General features: G+C 57.6%; 14 protein-coding genes. 9 read left to right on the top strand and 5 right to left on the bottom strand.

What is annotated here, in order from left to right; genetic code table 11:
* Positions 1 to 149 precede the first annotated feature (149 nt).
* The 3 genes from aroA to ansB all read right to left on the bottom strand — a co-directional run bounded on the left by aroA (position 150) and on the right by ansB (position 4,048).
* The gene (aroA, locus tag DCL27_RS06085; RefSeq protein WP_005287526.1) at positions 150 to 1,439 is read right to left on the bottom strand and encodes a 3-phosphoshikimate 1-carboxyvinyltransferase; all 1,290 of its coding nucleotides are present in this window, start codon (positions 1,437 to 1,439) and stop codon (positions 150 to 152) included.
* 172 nt (positions 1,440 to 1,611) lie between these two features.
* Positions 1,612 to 2,703, bottom strand: a complete 1,092-nt coding sequence (gene serC, locus DCL27_RS06080) for a 3-phosphoserine/phosphohydroxythreonine transaminase (RefSeq protein WP_228594487.1) — start codon at positions 2,701 to 2,703, stop codon at positions 1,612 to 1,614.
* A gap of 298 nt (positions 2,704 to 3,001) precedes the next feature.
* A complete protein-coding gene (gene ansB / locus DCL27_RS06075; RefSeq protein WP_005287532.1) occupies positions 3,002 to 4,048 on the bottom strand; it encodes an L-asparaginase 2 in 1,047 nt (348 codons plus the stop codon).
* Between the two features lie 143 nt (positions 4,049 to 4,191).
* Here ansB and ycaO point away from each other — a divergent pair, with 143 nt between their 5' ends.
* From ycaO to pflA, 4 genes are all read left to right on the top strand, one after another.
* The gene (gene ycaO / locus DCL27_RS06070; protein ID WP_035599212.1) at positions 4,192 to 5,952 is read left to right on the top strand and encodes a 30S ribosomal protein S12 methylthiotransferase accessory factor YcaO; all 1,761 of its coding nucleotides are present in this window, start codon (positions 4,192 to 4,194) and stop codon (positions 5,950 to 5,952) included.
* A gap of 396 nt (positions 5,953 to 6,348) precedes the next feature.
* Positions 6,349 to 7,206 carry a formate transporter FocA gene (gene focA / locus DCL27_RS06065; protein ID WP_005287539.1) on the top strand — a complete coding sequence of 286 codons (858 nt, stop codon included), beginning with the start codon at positions 6,349 to 6,351 and terminating at the stop codon, positions 7,204 to 7,206.
* 62 nt (positions 7,207 to 7,268) lie between these two features.
* On the top strand, positions 7,269 to 9,551 hold the full coding sequence (gene pflB, locus DCL27_RS06060; protein WP_005287541.1) for a formate C-acetyltransferase: 2,283 nt from the start codon (positions 7,269 to 7,271) through the stop codon (positions 9,549 to 9,551).
* A 274-nt stretch (positions 9,552 to 9,825) separates the two neighbouring features.
* The gene (pflA, locus tag DCL27_RS06055; protein ID WP_005287546.1) at positions 9,826 to 10,566 is read left to right on the top strand and encodes a pyruvate formate lyase 1-activating protein; all 741 of its coding nucleotides are present in this window, start codon (positions 9,826 to 9,828) and stop codon (positions 10,564 to 10,566) included.
* A gap of 40 nt (positions 10,567 to 10,606) precedes the next feature.
* Here the strand turns inward: pflA and DCL27_RS06050 are convergent, their stop codons facing one another.
* Positions 10,607 to 11,227 (bottom strand): TetR/AcrR family transcriptional regulator, encoded by a 621-nt coding sequence (locus DCL27_RS06050; RefSeq protein ID WP_005287549.1) that lies wholly within the window; start codon positions 11,225 to 11,227, stop codon positions 10,607 to 10,609.
* Positions 11,228 to 11,337: 110 nt separating this feature from the next.
* Between DCL27_RS06050 and DCL27_RS06045 the strand changes: the two genes are divergently transcribed.
* The 5 genes from DCL27_RS06045 (at position 11,338) to DCL27_RS06025 (ending at position 14,075) form a co-directional block, all read left to right on the top strand.
* Positions 11,338 to 11,799, top strand: a complete 462-nt coding sequence (locus tag DCL27_RS06045; RefSeq protein ID WP_005296969.1) for a DUF417 family protein — start codon at positions 11,338 to 11,340, stop codon at positions 11,797 to 11,799.
* A complete protein-coding gene (locus DCL27_RS06040) occupies positions 11,799 to 12,176 on the top strand; it encodes a thioredoxin family protein (protein WP_005287556.1) in 378 nt (125 codons plus the stop codon). Before DCL27_RS06045 ends, DCL27_RS06040 begins: the two co-directional genes overlap by 1 nt.
* Positions 12,177 to 12,185: 9 nt before the next feature.
* Positions 12,186 to 12,914, top strand: a complete 729-nt coding sequence (locus tag DCL27_RS06035) for a cytochrome c biogenesis CcdA family protein (RefSeq protein WP_035599208.1) — start codon at positions 12,186 to 12,188, stop codon at positions 12,912 to 12,914.
* A gap of 37 nt (positions 12,915 to 12,951) precedes the next feature.
* Positions 12,952 to 13,221 carry a YdgH/BhsA/McbA-like domain containing protein gene (locus DCL27_RS06030; protein ID WP_035599205.1) on the top strand — a complete coding sequence of 90 codons (270 nt, stop codon included), beginning with the start codon at positions 12,952 to 12,954 and terminating at the stop codon, positions 13,219 to 13,221.
* Positions 13,222 to 13,622: 401 nt separating this feature from the next.
* Positions 13,623 to 14,075, top strand: a complete 453-nt coding sequence (locus DCL27_RS06025; protein ID WP_005287569.1) for a PTS sugar transporter subunit IIA — start codon at positions 13,623 to 13,625, stop codon at positions 14,073 to 14,075.
* 71 nt (positions 14,076 to 14,146) lie between these two features.
* Here DCL27_RS06025 and DCL27_RS06020 read toward each other — a convergent pair whose 3' ends face one another.
* The gene (locus tag DCL27_RS06020) at positions 14,147 to 15,292 is read right to left on the bottom strand and encodes an MFS transporter (protein ID WP_005287571.1); all 1,146 of its coding nucleotides are present in this window, start codon (positions 15,290 to 15,292) and stop codon (positions 14,147 to 14,149) included.
* Positions 15,293 to 15,338 lie beyond the last annotated feature (46 nt).

Genomic DNA, 15,338 nt, shown 5'->3' with positions numbered 1-15,338 from the left:
TGTTACCCTCGACGGCGGCGATTGCGGGAAAAACTGGCGTCGCGGCGCAACCGACGCGACACGACCAAACGGTTGCGCTCCGCGACCAGACGTGAAAAAGCCAACGCGATAAGCGGCTGGCTCAGGAGAAAAAATGTGTCACCTTCCCGCTAGTCGCGGGGGTGGCTCAAGGCGGCGAACTGAGCGAAATAGTCGGGGAAGGTCTTCGCGGTACAGCCCGGATCGCAAATGGTGACCGGCGTATCGGAGAGCGCCACCAGCGAAAAACACATCGCCATACGATGATCGTTATAGGTGGCGATCTGCGCCGCCTGCAACTGCGCCGGTGGTTCAATGCGGAGGAAGTCCGCCCCCTCTTCCACCTGTGCCCCCACCTTGCGTAGCTCGCAGGCCATCGCCGCCAGACGATCGGTCTCCTTCACCCGCCAGTTCGCGATGTTGCGCAGGGTCGTCGGCCCCTCGGCGAACAGCGCGGTGGTGGCGATGGTCATCGCCGCATCGGGGATGGTGTTCATGTCCATGTCGATACCATGCAAGCGATCACGGCTGCAGGCGATGTAGTCGTCGCCCCATTCGATATGGGCCCCCATCCTTTCTAATACGTCGGCGAAGTGAATGTCGCCCTGCATACTGTGACGTCCGATCCCCGTCACCCGCACCGTACCGCCGGCGATCGCCGCGCCGGCCAGGAAGTAGGAGGCGGACGACGCGTCCCCCTCCACCAGGTAATCGCCTGCGGCCTGATAAGATTGTCGGCCTCGAACCACGAAACGCTGATAGGCCTGATTCTCGACCGTGACGCCGAAGGCGCGCATCATCGCCAGCGTAATATCGATATAGGGCTTAGAGACCAAGTCCCCCAGGATGGTGATCACGGTATCCTGCTCCGCTAACGGCGCCGCCATCAGCAACGCGGTCAGAAACTGGCTGGAGACCGATCCGTCGACCGCGATCTGACCGCCGACGAAGCCGCCGCGTAGACGTAACGGCGGGTAGCCCTCCGCCTCCAGGTAGTCGATCTGCGCCCCTCCCTGACGCAGCGCCGTCACCAGATGGGCGATAGGCCGCTCCTTCATCCGGGGCTCACCGGTCAGGATCACCTCGCGCCGCCCCAGGCTGAGCGCCGCCGCCAGTGGGCGCATCGCCGTGCCCGCATTACCGAGGAACAACGACAGCACGCCGGCGACCGGCAGCGCCCCATCGACGCCCTGCACCTCGCAGCGGGTACGACAGTCGGAGAGTTGATAACGCACCCCTAATGCCTTCAGGGCATCGAGCATATAGCGCACATCATCGCTATCGAGCAGGTTATGTAGCCGGGTCACGCCTCGGGCCTGTGCCGCCAGCAACAAGGCGCGATTGGAGACGCTCTTCGAGCCGGGGAGGTTGATCTCGCCGGCGAAGCGGCGGATAGGATTCAAGGTCAGGGCGGACGGCATGCTAAATCACTCCTGGAGGAAAAACGGCGCCGCCATCATGGCCGCGCACAGTAACGTAGTTAGGTTATTTTTGTACCGTGTTTAGCGCCGACTGTCATCTAAAAACACCGGCATAAAAAAACCCCGCCAGGCGGGGTTAGTAGAGGCGTAGGTCAGCCTACGCGCCACGACATTAACCGTGACGACGGGCAAAGTCGGCCATAAAGTCGACCAAGGCCTGCACGCCGGCTAATGGCATCGCATTATAGATGGAGGCGCGCATCCCACCGGCCACCTTGTGCCCCTTAAGGGCGTGCAGACCGGCCTGCTGTGCCTCATCCCAGAATAACGGGCCCAGGGCACTGTCGGCCATCTGAAACGGCACATTCATGCGTGAACGGTTCGCCGCGGCCACATCGTTGCGGTAGAAATCGCTGCCGTCGATGGCACGATACAGCAGATCGGCCTTGGCCTGATTGCGACGCGCCATCTCACCCAGCCCGCCCTGCTCCTTAAGCCACTTGAACACCATGCCGGAGAGATACCAGGCAAAGGTCGGTGGCGTGTTGTACATCGAGTCATTCTCCACCAACACCTGGTAGTCGAGGATCGATGGCACCTCACGCCGCGCGCGCCCTAACAGATCTTCGCGCACGATAACCAGGGTAATCCCCGCCGGACCCACGTTCTTCTGCGCCCCGGCGTAAATCAAGCCGTAACGGCTGACATCGATGGGATGAGAGAGGATCACCGAGGACATGTCGGCCACGACCACCCGGTCACCGAAATCCGGCTCCTCATCGATGACCACGCCATCGATGGTTTCGTTCGGGCAATAGTGCAGGTAGGCGCTGTCATTCTGTAGCGTCCACTCCGCCATCGGTTTCATCGCCAGCTTGCCATCGACCCGGCAAGCGATGTCCTGTATATAGGGATCGCAGTACTTGCTCGCCTCTTTCGCCGCACTCTGCGCCCAGTAGCCCCCGACGACATACTCCGCCCGCGCCGTACGCTCGGCGCCTAGCAGGTTAAGCGGTACTGCGGCGAACTGCCCGCGCGCGCCACCGTGACAGAACAGGATGCGGTAATCCGCCGGGACCTTCAGCAAGTCACGCAGATCCTGTTCGGCCTCTTCCGCCACCTGCATAAACGCCTTGCTCCGGTGGCTGATCTCCATTACCGAGGTTCCCAGTCCATGCCAGTTGCACAGCTCTTGTTCGGCCCGGCGCAACACCTCTACCGGCAGCATTGCTGGCCCGGCGCTGAAATTATAAACCTGTGTCATCTCCCTCACCGCTCTCGCTCAAGTTCACCCGCAGGTGTTTCGTTAACAGATAATTGGTTGTATCACCGCAGGACACAGGCCGCAACGGTTATCACCCGCTGTGCCCATCACGCCGCCGGCGATGGCCCCAAACACGCCCCGCCCTCATCGCTCTCGCGACGAGCGACCCATTCATAAAGGATAGTCAAAAAGGGGATAACATGCGGGCTAACGGCCCGGCATCAGGACGATACCGGGCCGTGAAGGCGACGACGGGGGAAAGCGACTCCCCCGCGTCGCTGACGATCGCGACGATCGATCAGTAGGTATTAAAGATCTTCTGGATCTGTTGCGGATTCTTGGTCTCCGTCAGCGCCAGTTGCAGCAGGATACGCGCCTTCTGCGGGTTCAAGGTACCGGAAGCGATAAAGCCATACTTGGCGTCATCAACTTCAGCGTCTTGTGTCGTGGCACCGCTCGGTACGCGAGAGGAGCGGACAACCGCGACGCCATCATGCGCGGCGTTTGCCAACGCATCGAATACCGTCTTATACATATTGCCGTTGCCGACACCCGCACTGACGATCCCTTGATAACCATCCTTCACCAAGGCTTCGACCGGCAGGGCGCTGGCGTTAGCATAGTTATAGACGATACCGACTTTCGGCAGCGAGGTCAGCTTACTGACATCGAAGGGGGTCTGGGTGGTATGCTTGCGTTCCGGCGCACGTTGGTAGTCGATCTTACCGTTATGGATATAACCCAACGGGCCATAGTTGACGGACTTGAAGGTCTCGACGCCCGTGGTGTTGGTCTTGGTGACATCACGCGCATCCAGCACCGTATCGTTCATCGCCACCAGCACACCGCGATTGGCCGAAGCCGGATCGGCAGCTGTGATCACCGCGTTATACAGGTTAAACGGGCCATCGGCGCTCATCGCCGTAGAGGGACGCATCGCGCCAACCAATACGACCGGCTTATCACACTTCACCGTCAGATCAAGGAAATAGGCGGTCTCTTCCATGGTATCGGTGCCGTGAGTGATGACGAAGCCATCGGTCTTGCTGCACTCGGCGTTGATCTTCTTCGCCAGCTTCAGCCAAACCTGGTCATTCATGTCCTGGGAACCGATGTTGACCAGTTGTTCACCTTTAATGTCGGCGATTTTTTTCAGCTGCGGTACCGCATCGACCAACGCCTCTACGCCGACCTTACCGGCCGTGTAGTTGGATTGGGTGGCCGAGTCGCCGCCGCCGGCGATCGTTCCGCCCGTCGCCAGCACCGTGATGCTCGGCAACGCCAGCGCGGCGCCACTAAAACCGGAAACCAATAATGCCAACAGGCTAACCTTGACTAACTTCATCCCTACTCTCCTTATGTTAACTGCATGAATTATCTATTTTATCCATACTAAAAATGTGACATCAGGCAGACATAGGGAATACGTGGAGGAATAGGCTAAAAAAACGTATCATGCGCTTTTGACTACCGCACAAAGTGACATAAATGACACAGACTTTTATCCCCGGCAAAGACGCCGCGCTGGAAGATTCGATCAGCCGCTTTCAGCAACAGCTCCAGGCGCTCGGCTTTAATATAGAAGAGGCCAGCTGGCTAAATCCGGTTCCACACGTCTGGTCGGTACACATCCGCGACCGCGATTGCCCACAATGTTTTACCAATGGTAAGGGTGCCAGCCAGAAGGCGGCGCTGGCCTCGGCGCTGGGTGAGTACTTTGAGCGCTTGTCGACCAACTACTTCTTTGCCGACTTTTACCTTGGCAAGCACATCGCTAACGGCGACTTCGTCCACTACCCGAACGAACGCTGGTTCCCCCTACCAGCGGACGCCACCCTGCCCGCCGGGCTACTGGATAACGATCTGCGCGCCTTCTACGATCCGGCCGGCGATCTGGCCGCCAGCGATCTGATCGATCTGCAATCGGCAAACGCCGAGCGCGGCATCTGCGCCCTGCCCTTTATCCGCCAATCCGACGGGGCCACGGTCTACATTCCGGTCAATATCATTGGCAACCTGTATGTCTCCAACGGCATGTCGGCGGGCAACACCCCGAATGAAGCGCGCGTGCAGGCACTCTCCGAGATCTTCGAGCGCTACGTGAAGAACCGCATCATCGCCGAGGCCATCAGCCTACCGGCCATCCCCGACACGGTACTGGCGCGCTACCCCCAGGTGGTCGAGGCGATCGCCACCCTGGAGCGCGAAGGTTTCCCGATTCTGGCCTACGACGCCTCACTGGGTGGCCGTTATCCGGTGATCTGTGTGGTGTTGTTCAACCCGGCTAACGGCACCTGCTTCGCCTCCTTCGGCGCCCACCCCGACTTCGGCGTGGCGCTGGAGCGTACCGTCACCGAGCTGCTGCAGGGCCGCAGCCTGAAGGATCTGGATGTGTTCGCCGCACCGACCTTCGACGATGAAGAGGTGGCCGATCACACCAACCTGGAGACTCACTTCATCGACTCCAGCGGCAGCATCTCTTGGGATCTGTTCAAGTCCGATGCCGATTACTCCTTCGTCGACTGGAACTTCAGCGGCAGCAGCGAGCAAGAGTTCGCCACGCTGATGGCGCTGTTCGCCCACGAAGGGCAAGAGGTCTACATCGCCGATTACCAACATCTGGGCGTCTATGCCTGCCGTATCCTGGCACCGGGCATGTCCGACATCTACCCGGCGGAAGATTTACTGTTGGCCAACAACAACATGGGCGCCGGTCTGCGCACGACCCTGCTGCAACTGCCAGCGAGCGAGTGGGACGAGGATCGCTACTTGGCATTGCTGGCTCGCCTGGATGAGGAAGGGCTAGACGACTTCACGCGGGTGCGCGAACTGCTGGGCATCGTCTGCGACAGCGACAGCGCCTGGCATACCTTACGCATCGGCGAGCTAAAGGCCTTACTGGCACTGGCCGGTGGCGATCTGGAACAGGCGCTGACCTGGACGGAGTGGACCCAGGAATTCAACGCCTCAGTCTTCAGCGAGCAACGCGCCGCCTTCTACCGCTGCCTGCATACCCTGCTGCTACTGGCCATGGAGGAGGATCGCGATCCCGACCAATATATGGATGCCTTCCGTCGCATGTATGGCGAGCAGACGCTGGAGATCGCCCTGGCCAGCCTGAATGGCGAGCTGCGCTTCTACGGCCTCACGGCAATCGATGACGACTTCGCCAGCCTACCGGCTCATCGCGCCATGCTGGCCGCCTACGAAAAGCTGCAACAGGCTAAACGCCGTTTCTGGCAAGCCTAATATACAGTCACCGCCCCCGCGACCCGTGGGGGCGGGTTTACAGCGCACGGCAAGCTCCCTATCCTAGACGGCATCGCGACATCACTGGTGTCAGAATTAACAGTAAAATTACATTCGATGCGATATTGAAACAATAAAAACAATCATTACACGCTGGGATTACCTCTATAACGATATTGATGCTTTTCTCTCTCCCGTGATACGCGTTTTTTTCAACTCATCGCGTAAAAATTAAAAAAAATTTTCCCTTTTTATTTCAATGGGTTTTGCCATTAAGCCTCTGTTTTTGGGGTGTTTTTACTACGCCCACTGCCGCTAGACATGATCCATGTCAATTTTTACCGTATACTGCTTTGTTAGTATCTCGGCGCTGATTAATCTTAAGAGAGAGTTAGTGTGAAAGCTGACAACCCCTTTGACCTACTTCTACCCGCAGCCATGGCCAAAGTGGCCGAAGATGCCGGTGTCTATAAAGCCACAAAGCATCCGCTAAAAACCTTTTATTTAGCGATCACCGCTGGCGTCTTCATTTCTATTGCCTTCACCTTTTACATCACCGTTACGACAGGGACCGCCGCTGTGCCGTTTGGCCTGGCCAAACTGGTCGGAGGGATCTGTTTTTCTCTCGGTTTGATGTTGGTCGTCGTCTGTGGCGCCGATCTGTTTACCTCGACGGTACTGATTGTGGTCGCTAAAGCCAGCGGGCGCGTCACCTGGCGTCAGCTAGGATTAAACTGGTTGAATGTCTATTTCGGCAACTTGATCGGGGCGTTGTTCTTCGTCGCGCTGATGTGGTTCGCCGGCGAGTACATGGTAGCGAATGGCGCTTGGGGATTAAACGTGCTCAAGACCGCCGATCATAAGGTCCATCACACCTTTATCGAAGCCGTCTGCCTCGGCATCCTGGCTAACCTGATGGTCTGTCTGGCCGTGTGGATGAGTTACTCCGGCCGCAGTCTGATGGATAAAATGTTTGCTATGGTATTACCGGTGGCGATGTTCGTTGCCAGCGGATTTGAGCACAGTATCGCAAACATGTTCATGATCCCTTTGGGTATCGTAATCAAAAATTTTGCAACGCCGGAGTTCTGGCAAGCCGTCGGCGCTGCACCAGAACAGTTTTCAAGCCTGACAGTCAGTAATTTTATTACCGCCAACCTGATCCCGGTCACCATCGGGAATATCCTCGGCGGCGGCCTGCTGGTAGGTCTGACATACTGGGTAATTTATCTGCGCGGTGGCGACAAACATTAATCGTCTGTTGTACGCGTAGTAACGGGTTACAAAGAAATCCACACTAGAAGGTAGGTGTTTAAATGACCGAACTTAATGAAAAACAAGCAGCCGCATGGGAAGGTTTTACCGGCGGTGACTGGCAGAAAGAAGTCAACGTACGTGACTTCATCCAGAAAAACTACACCCCGTATGAAGGCGACGAGTCCTTCCTGGCCGGTGCCACCCCTGCGACCACTGCCCTGTGGGATAAAGTCATGGAAGGCATCAAAATCGAAAACCGCACCCATGCGCCGGTCGATTTTGATACCAACATCGCCTCTACCATTACCGCGCACGACGCCGGTTACATCAACAAAGATCTCGAGCAGATCGTCGGTCTGCAGACCGATGCTCCGCTGAAGCGCGCCATCATCCCGTTTGGCGGCATCAAGATGGTCGAAGGTTCCTGCAAAGCGTACAACCGCGAGCTGGACCCGATGATCAAGAAGATCTTCACCGAATACCGTAAGACCCACAACCAGGGCGTATTCGACGTTTACACCCCGGACATCCTGCGCTGCCGTAAATCCGGCGTGCTGACCGGTCTGCCGGATGCCTACGGCCGTGGCCGTATCATCGGTGACTACCGTCGTATCGCCGTTTACGGTATCGACTACCTGATGAAAGATAAGTTTGCCCAGTTCACCTCTCTGCAGGAAAAACTGGAAAACGGTATCGATCTGGAAGCGACCATCCGTCTGCGTGAAGAGATCGCCGATCAGCATCGCGCACTGGGTCAGATCAAAGAGATGGCTGCCAAGTATGGCTGCGACATCTCCGGCCCGGCTACCAATGCTCGCGAAGCCGTGCAGTGGACCTACTTCGGCTACCTGGCCGCGGTCAAGTCTCAGAACGGTGCCGCCATGTCCTTCGGCCGCGTATCCAGCTTCCTGGATATCTACATCGAACGTGACCTGAAAGCCGGCAAACTGACTGAAGAAGAAGCGCAGGAAATGATCGACCACCTGGTCATGAAACTGCGTATGGTACGCTTCCTGCGTACGCCGGAATATGATGAGCTGTTCTCTGGCGACCCGATCTGGGCAACCGAATCCCTGGCCGGTATGGGCCTGGACGGTCGTACCCTGGTTACCCGCACCAGCTTCCGTTTCCTGAACACCCTGTACACCATGGGGCCGTCTCCGGAACCGAACATGACCATCCTGTGGTCTGAAAAACTGCCGTTGGCGTTCAAAAAGTACGCGGCCAAAGTGTCCATCGATACCTCATCTGTCCAGTATGAGAACGATGACCTGATGCGTCCGGACTTCAACAACGACGACTACGCTATCGCCTGCTGCGTTAGCCCGATGGTTGTCGGCAAACAGATGCAGTTCTTCGGCGCGCGCGCCAACCTGGCTAAGACCATGCTGTACGCCATCAACGGCGGCGTGGATGAGAAGCTGAAGATGCAGGTCGGTCCGAAATCTGAGCCGATCAAAGGCGACGTCCTGAACTTCGACGAAGTGATGGAGCGCATGGATCACTTCATGGACTGGCTGGCTAAGCAGTATGTCACCGCCCTGAACATCATCCACTACATGCACGACAAGTACAGCTACGAAGCCTCTCTGATGGCGCTGCACGATCGTGACGTATTCCGCACCATGGCTTGCGGTATCGCCGGTCTGTCCGTTGCTGCCGACTCCCTGTCTGCCATCAAGTACGCCAAGGTTAAGCCGATCCGTGACGAAAACGGCCTGGCTATCGACTTCGACATCGAAGGCGAATACCCGCAGTTCGGTAACAACGATCCGCGCGTTGACGACATGGCTTGCGACCTGGTTGAACGTTTCATGAAGAAAATTCAGAAACTGAACACCTACCGTGGCGCTACCCCGACTCAGTCCGTACTGACCATCACCTCTAACGTGGTTTACGGCAAGAAGACCGGTAACACCCCGGATGGCCGTCGCGCCGGTGCTCCGTTCGGCCCGGGTGCTAACCCGATGCACGGCCGTGACCAGAAAGGCGCCGTTGCCTCTCTGACCTCCGTCGCTAAACTGCCGTTCGCCTACGCCAAAGATGGTATCTCCTATACCTTCTCTATCGTGCCGAATGCGCTGGGTAAAGACGACGAAGTGCGTAAAGCCAACCTGGCGGGTCTGATGGATGGTTACTTCCACCACGAAGCGTCCATCGAAGGCGGTCAGCACCTGAACGTCAACGTCATGAACCGTGAAATGCTGCTGGATGCGATGGAAAACCCGGAAAAATATCCGCAGTTGACCATCCGCGTGTCCGGTTATGCCGTCCGTTTCAACTCGCTGACTAAAGAACAGCAGCAGGACGTTATTACCCGTACCTTCACGCAGTCCATGTAATTCCCTGACTGGGTAAAATGGCATAAAATAAAGGCTCCACCCCGGTGGGGCCTTTTTACTATTGTGCGTCCTGCCACGGGAGGAAAACCGACTCGAGCCATGCCGCCACGACGGCAGCCTTGACTGTTTTGCCGGGTCGCTCTCCGTCATGAGCCAGGCCGGGAGACCGGGCAAAACAGTTACTACCATCGGTCGCGGGTAATCCGTTAACGCCGCCCGCACCGTATGGCTTCACGACTGCTATTGATCAGTCAATTTTGGAGATAACCCCGCAATGTCAGTAACCGGTCGTATCCATTCGTTCGAATCCTGCGGCACCGTCGACGGCCCAGGCATCCGCTTTATCACCTTCTTCCAGGGCTGCCTGATGCGTTGCCTGTATTGTCATAACCGCGATACCTGGGATACCCACGGCGGTAAAGAGGTGACCGTCGAAGAGCTGATGAAAGACACCGTCACCTATCGTCACTTTATGAATGCCTCCGGCGGCGGTGTGACGGCGTCCGGTGGCGAGGCCATGCTCCAGGCCGAGTTTGTGCGCGACTGGTTCCGCGCCTGCAAGGCAGAAGGCATCCACACCTGCCTGGACACCAACGGCTTCGTGCGCCGCTATGATCCGGTGGTCGATGAACTGCTGGACGTCACCGATCTGGTGATGCTCGATCTCAAGCAGATGAACGACGATATCCATAAGAACCTGGTCGGCGTCTCTAACCACCGCACGCTGGAGTTTTGCCGCTATCTGGCCAAGCGCAATCAGAAGACCTGGATCCGTTACGTGGTGGTACCGGGTTGGTCGGACGATGAGGCCTCGGCCCGTCTGCTGGGTGAATTCACCAAAGATATGAAGAATATCGAAAAGATCGAGCTACTCCCCTACCATGAACTGGGCAAGCACAAATGGGAAGCGATGGGGGAAACTTACCAACTGGGCGACGTGAAACCGCCCTCACGCGAGATCATGGAGAGGGTCAAAGGTATCCTCGAAGAGTATGGTCACAAGGTGATCTACTAAGGCGCGCCTAAGACACGGCGCCCCAGGGCGCCGTGTCTAGTTATCTCGACGCGCGACTTAACATACGCACAAACTGACGGCTGATGTGCAGCAAGGTCTCGCGATCGCTGCCCGCCTTAGCCTGCATCGCCAGCCCCTTCTCGAAGGTGAGGATCAACAGCGCCGTCTGCTGTGCCGAGCCCATCTCTTGCAGTTCGCCATCGGCAATCCCCTGCGCCACCAGCGCGCAGAAGTCGGCAAAGAACGCCTTGCCCGCCTCGTTCATGCCGGCAAAGATCGCCGGTGGTTTCTTATGATAGGTAAACAGTTCGAACAGCAACATGCAGCCACGCGGGTAAGCGGGCTGGGTGATCACCTCGACGAAACGAGTCAGAAACAGCTCGATACGCGCGCCAGGCGATAATCCCGGGGCCTCGATGCTGGCGATCACCTCACTCAGGTAGCGCTGGATATAGCGCTCCATCACCAGGGCGAACACCTGCTCCTTGCTGCCAAACGAGGCATACAGCGTTGGCGGATTGATGCCCGCACACTTAACGATCTCCGCGATCGACGTCCCCTCATACCCTTGTAGCCAAAATAGCTGCAGCAGCTTCTCCAGCACCTGTTCCCGATCGAACTTCTGAGGTCGACCGGCCTTCTTCGTTGTCTGCGCGTTCATCCTACCACCCTGTTTTTCTATTTTTGTATTTATAACTACAAAATACTTGACTGCGCTACATGATCCAACACATAGTATATTGTATTGAACATTACAAAAAGATGATAACGATGAAATCATGCAAATACCACGGCCGCCGCGGCGAAGTGATCGGCCTGTTGGCGACGGCGCTGATCCTGATTTGGTTAGGGATCTTTAAATTCACCCCGACAGAGGCAGCGGCGATCAAACCCCTGGTCGAGCATCACTTCTTGATGGCCTGGTTATATGGCGTCTTCAGCGTTCAGACCGTCTCCAACCTGATCGGTCTGGCCGAGATCGTGATCGGGGTGGCACTGCTGATCGGCCTGAAGCAGGCACGCATCGGCCTCTATGCCGGACTCGCCTCCTGCGTGGTCTTCGCCGTCACACTCAGCTTTATGTTTACCACCCCGGGGGTCTTCAAGGTGGTGGATGGCGTACCGATCACCGAATTCTTCCTGTTTAAGGATCTGGCCTTCTTCGCCATCAGTCTCAGTATCGTCGAACGTAACCGCGCGGTGCTAACCGCCGCCACCTCGGAGAAAGCCTGATGAAAATGCATAACGCCTGGCTCCTGCTCCCCGCGCTATTACTGTCGGCGGCCGTACAGGCCGCCACGGTGGAAAAGTACGACGAGGCCGCCTTTAACCAGGCTCGGGCCAGCGGCGCCCCGGTCCTGATCGATGTCTATGCCGACTGGTGTCCGGTGTGCAAACGCCAGATGCGTGAGTTGACACCGCTCTTCGCCCAGCCGGCCCAGCGCGATCTGCGTGTCTTTACCTTGAACTTCGATACCCAGAGGGCCGCGTTGAAGTCGTTTCGTGTCAGCCAACAGAGCACCCTGATCCTCTATCGCAACGGCCAAGAGGTACGGCGTAGCATCGGTGAGACCTCACCCCAAGCGCTCGCCGATTTCTTGCGCCACTAAGGGGTTGCCATGGAGATAAGCCTATTAACGCTGGGGCTCAGCCTGCTGGCCGGCATACTGACCACCCTCTCTCCCTGCGTGCTACCGATCCTGCCCATCGTGGCCTCATCGGCGATGGCGCGCAGCCGCTGGGGGCTCCTGTTTCTGGCCCTCGGCATGGCGGCGGCCTTCACCCTGACCGGGGTGTTCATCGCCTCGTTGGGCTTCAGCCTAGGATTCGATGGCCGTCTCCTACGCGACATGGCCGCGGTTTTGATGTTGTTGGCGGCGCTATGGCTGCTGAATAGCCGAGTACAGGCCTGGATGAGCCGACAGAGTGCCGCGCTCAGCGGCCGGGGACAGACCTGGTTGAGCCGCTTTCAGCCGAACACCGCCCGCGGTCAACTGATCGTCGGCCTGCTGTTAGGTCTGGTCTGGACGCCCTGCATCGGCCCGACGCTGGGTGCCGCCATCGCCCTGGCCAGTCGAGGAGAAAACCTCTTCGCCGTCGGCGGTGTCATGCTGCTGTTCAGCCTCGGCGCCCTGCTCCCGTTGATCGGCATCGGCCTGCTGTCACGCCAGTTTTTCCTGCAGCGCCGCGCCAGACTGGCACAGCTGAGTGAATGGGGACGCAAACTGATGGGCTGGAGCCTGCTCAGCGTGGGACTGCTGGTGCTCAGCGGTCTGGATAAAAAATTGGAGAGCGCCTTGATCGCCCTCTCCCCCGCGTGGCTGATTAACCTCACCACCGCACTGTAATTCATCAACGACCCGTAACGACAATAAGGATTTCACCATGAAAAAAGTAACCATCGCCACCGCCTTGACCCTACTGTTAAGCGCCACCTCCGCCTTCGCCGCTAGCCAGATCGATAGCCAGCGGGCCATGGATCAGCAGCGCATCGGCGCCATTCGTGTCCAGATCCCCAACGGGACGCCGGATCAGGCCGTCGCGGCGCTGGCCCAGAAGGCCGCGCAACAAGGGGGAGAGTACTTCCATATCACCGGATTAGGCACCACCGGCATGGGTAACAGCGTGACCGCCACCGCCGAAATCTATAAATAATCGCCACGGCCCCTAACGGGGCCGCCTTACCCTGCCCCGCTCACCTCACCGCCTCCGCGGATCTTATGCGTCCTGCTATATTTTTAGGATATTCATCGGACATTACGGCTTTTTGCTGAATTATTACACCAAGATAGCGGCAATAATTTAAGTAATGTAATGAGAGAATGACGATTATTAGAAATTCTTCTAGTCAGTGACTTCTGTGACTTGAGTCGATACACTGTTTTTACACCGCAAGAGATTAGATGTTATAAATCAATCTGTTACGCGTGAAACACTGTTTTTAAATGCTGAACTTGTACCCACGCTTCACACTCTATTCGTTAAGCGTCCCCATAACGTTATCACTAGGGACAGTATGGATAACGCTTTTAGGTGCAAGGTTACCGGAGGATTTTATGTCTATTGATGCAACTCTCGACCAACGCTGGCAGTATTGCCACCAGCCGCTGAGCTGGCGCCATGCCATCCATCTTGCCTGTCAACCGCTGATCAGCGATAAGAAGGTTAACGCCCATTATCCGCTGCACATCATCGACGCACTGAAACGGGGCAAGCAGGATTTCATGGTACGCGAAGGTGTGATGCTGGTATTTGCCCAACCGCAACATGGGGTACTCAGTGAGAAGGGGGAAGCATCCGTACTCAAGTGTGATAAACCGGTCGTCATGCCAGATGGAGCTGAAGTGACCCTGATTATCACGCTCTCCGCCGGGACGCAGCAGGCACTGTATGATTTGCACGGCCAGATCGAAAACTGGTTGGAAATCAACAACGGTTTCGAACTGCTGACCCAGGCAACCAGCCAAAACATGTTGGGTGCCCGTATTCAGGCGACCCTGCTGCACTAAGTGACACGCCCCTCCCGGGCGACGCGCACAAATCCGACACCCCGCACCGTCATGGTGCGGGGTGTGTTATTTTAGGTAACGGGTAACGCGGAGTGCCCCTCGGGGCGGCGCAGCAGCATCAACAGATAACACAGCGCGATGGCGGCAATGGTGACAAACATCCAGTGATCGGAAAAGCGCTGCATCAGTAACGCCACCACCGCTGGCCCGGCCAGACTACCCAGGGTATAACTCATCAATAATGCCTGATTCATCGCCACCAACTCATGGCGATCGGCGCGCTCACAGGCCCACGACATCGCCACCGGGTAGAGGGTGAACCCGGCCGCGCCCAGGGTAAACAGCGCAGGCACCATCCCCTGTGGGCTAACCAACATAGCCAGGCTGCCGAGGATCAGCACAAACACCTGCACGCGCAGCACCAGCAGGCGACCATAACGATCCGCCAGGCGCCCCACCGGCCACTGGCCGAGGATACCGGCGCTGACCAGCAGTGCCATCCAATAGCCGATGCGTGAGTCACTCATCCCCTGGTGACTCAGATAGAGCGGCAACAAGCCATACAGCGTGCCGAGGATCGCCCCCGAGATTACGCAGCCATTCACCCCCAGGCGGGCGCTACGCCGACGCAACAGCGGCCAGAGCGACATCCCTCCCGCATGCGGTTGGGGACGTTCGATGCGCGCGAAACAGAGTGGCAGCATCGCTACCACCATCAGCGCCGTGGTCCAAGGAATGACCTGCAACAACGCGGTAGCGATGGCGCCGAGCGCCAACTGCCCCAACACGGTGCCCAGATAGTAGATGGTCATATAGGCCGCCAATAACTGGCCGCGGTTCGCGTTGGTTCCGCTGCGCAGTAAGGCGCTTTCCACGATCACCCAGATCATGGCGCAGCCGATACCGGCCAGGAAACGCCACAATAGCCAGCCCCAAAACCCATTGGCCATCCCCAATGCCGCCGTCGAGGCGGCAAACAGCAGGCAGGCATAGTAGTAGCTTTGGTTGAAACCGTGACGCAGGATGACCCAACCGGTCAGCAAGGTGCCAACCAGGTTACCCAGGAAGTAGGAGGAGCCGACCAGGCCGACCTGCCACGTCGCCAGATGGCGTTGATCCAGCCACAACGGCACCAGGGTATTGAGCAGTGCCATGGCGACCGTCAGCAGTAACAGCCCACAGAGCAAAGCGAACACCGGACGAGAGAGCGAGAACATGGAAACGTGACCGCACCGACAAAAACAAGAAAAGTGTGCGCATCAT

The sequence above is a fragment of the Edwardsiella tarda ATCC 15947 = NBRC 105688 genome (assembly GCF_003113495.2).
GTDB lineage: Bacteria > Pseudomonadota > Gammaproteobacteria > Enterobacterales > Enterobacteriaceae > Edwardsiella > Edwardsiella tarda.
The sequence above is the reverse complement of the archived record's forward strand: the minus strand, read 5'-3'. Positions and strand labels throughout refer to the sequence as shown.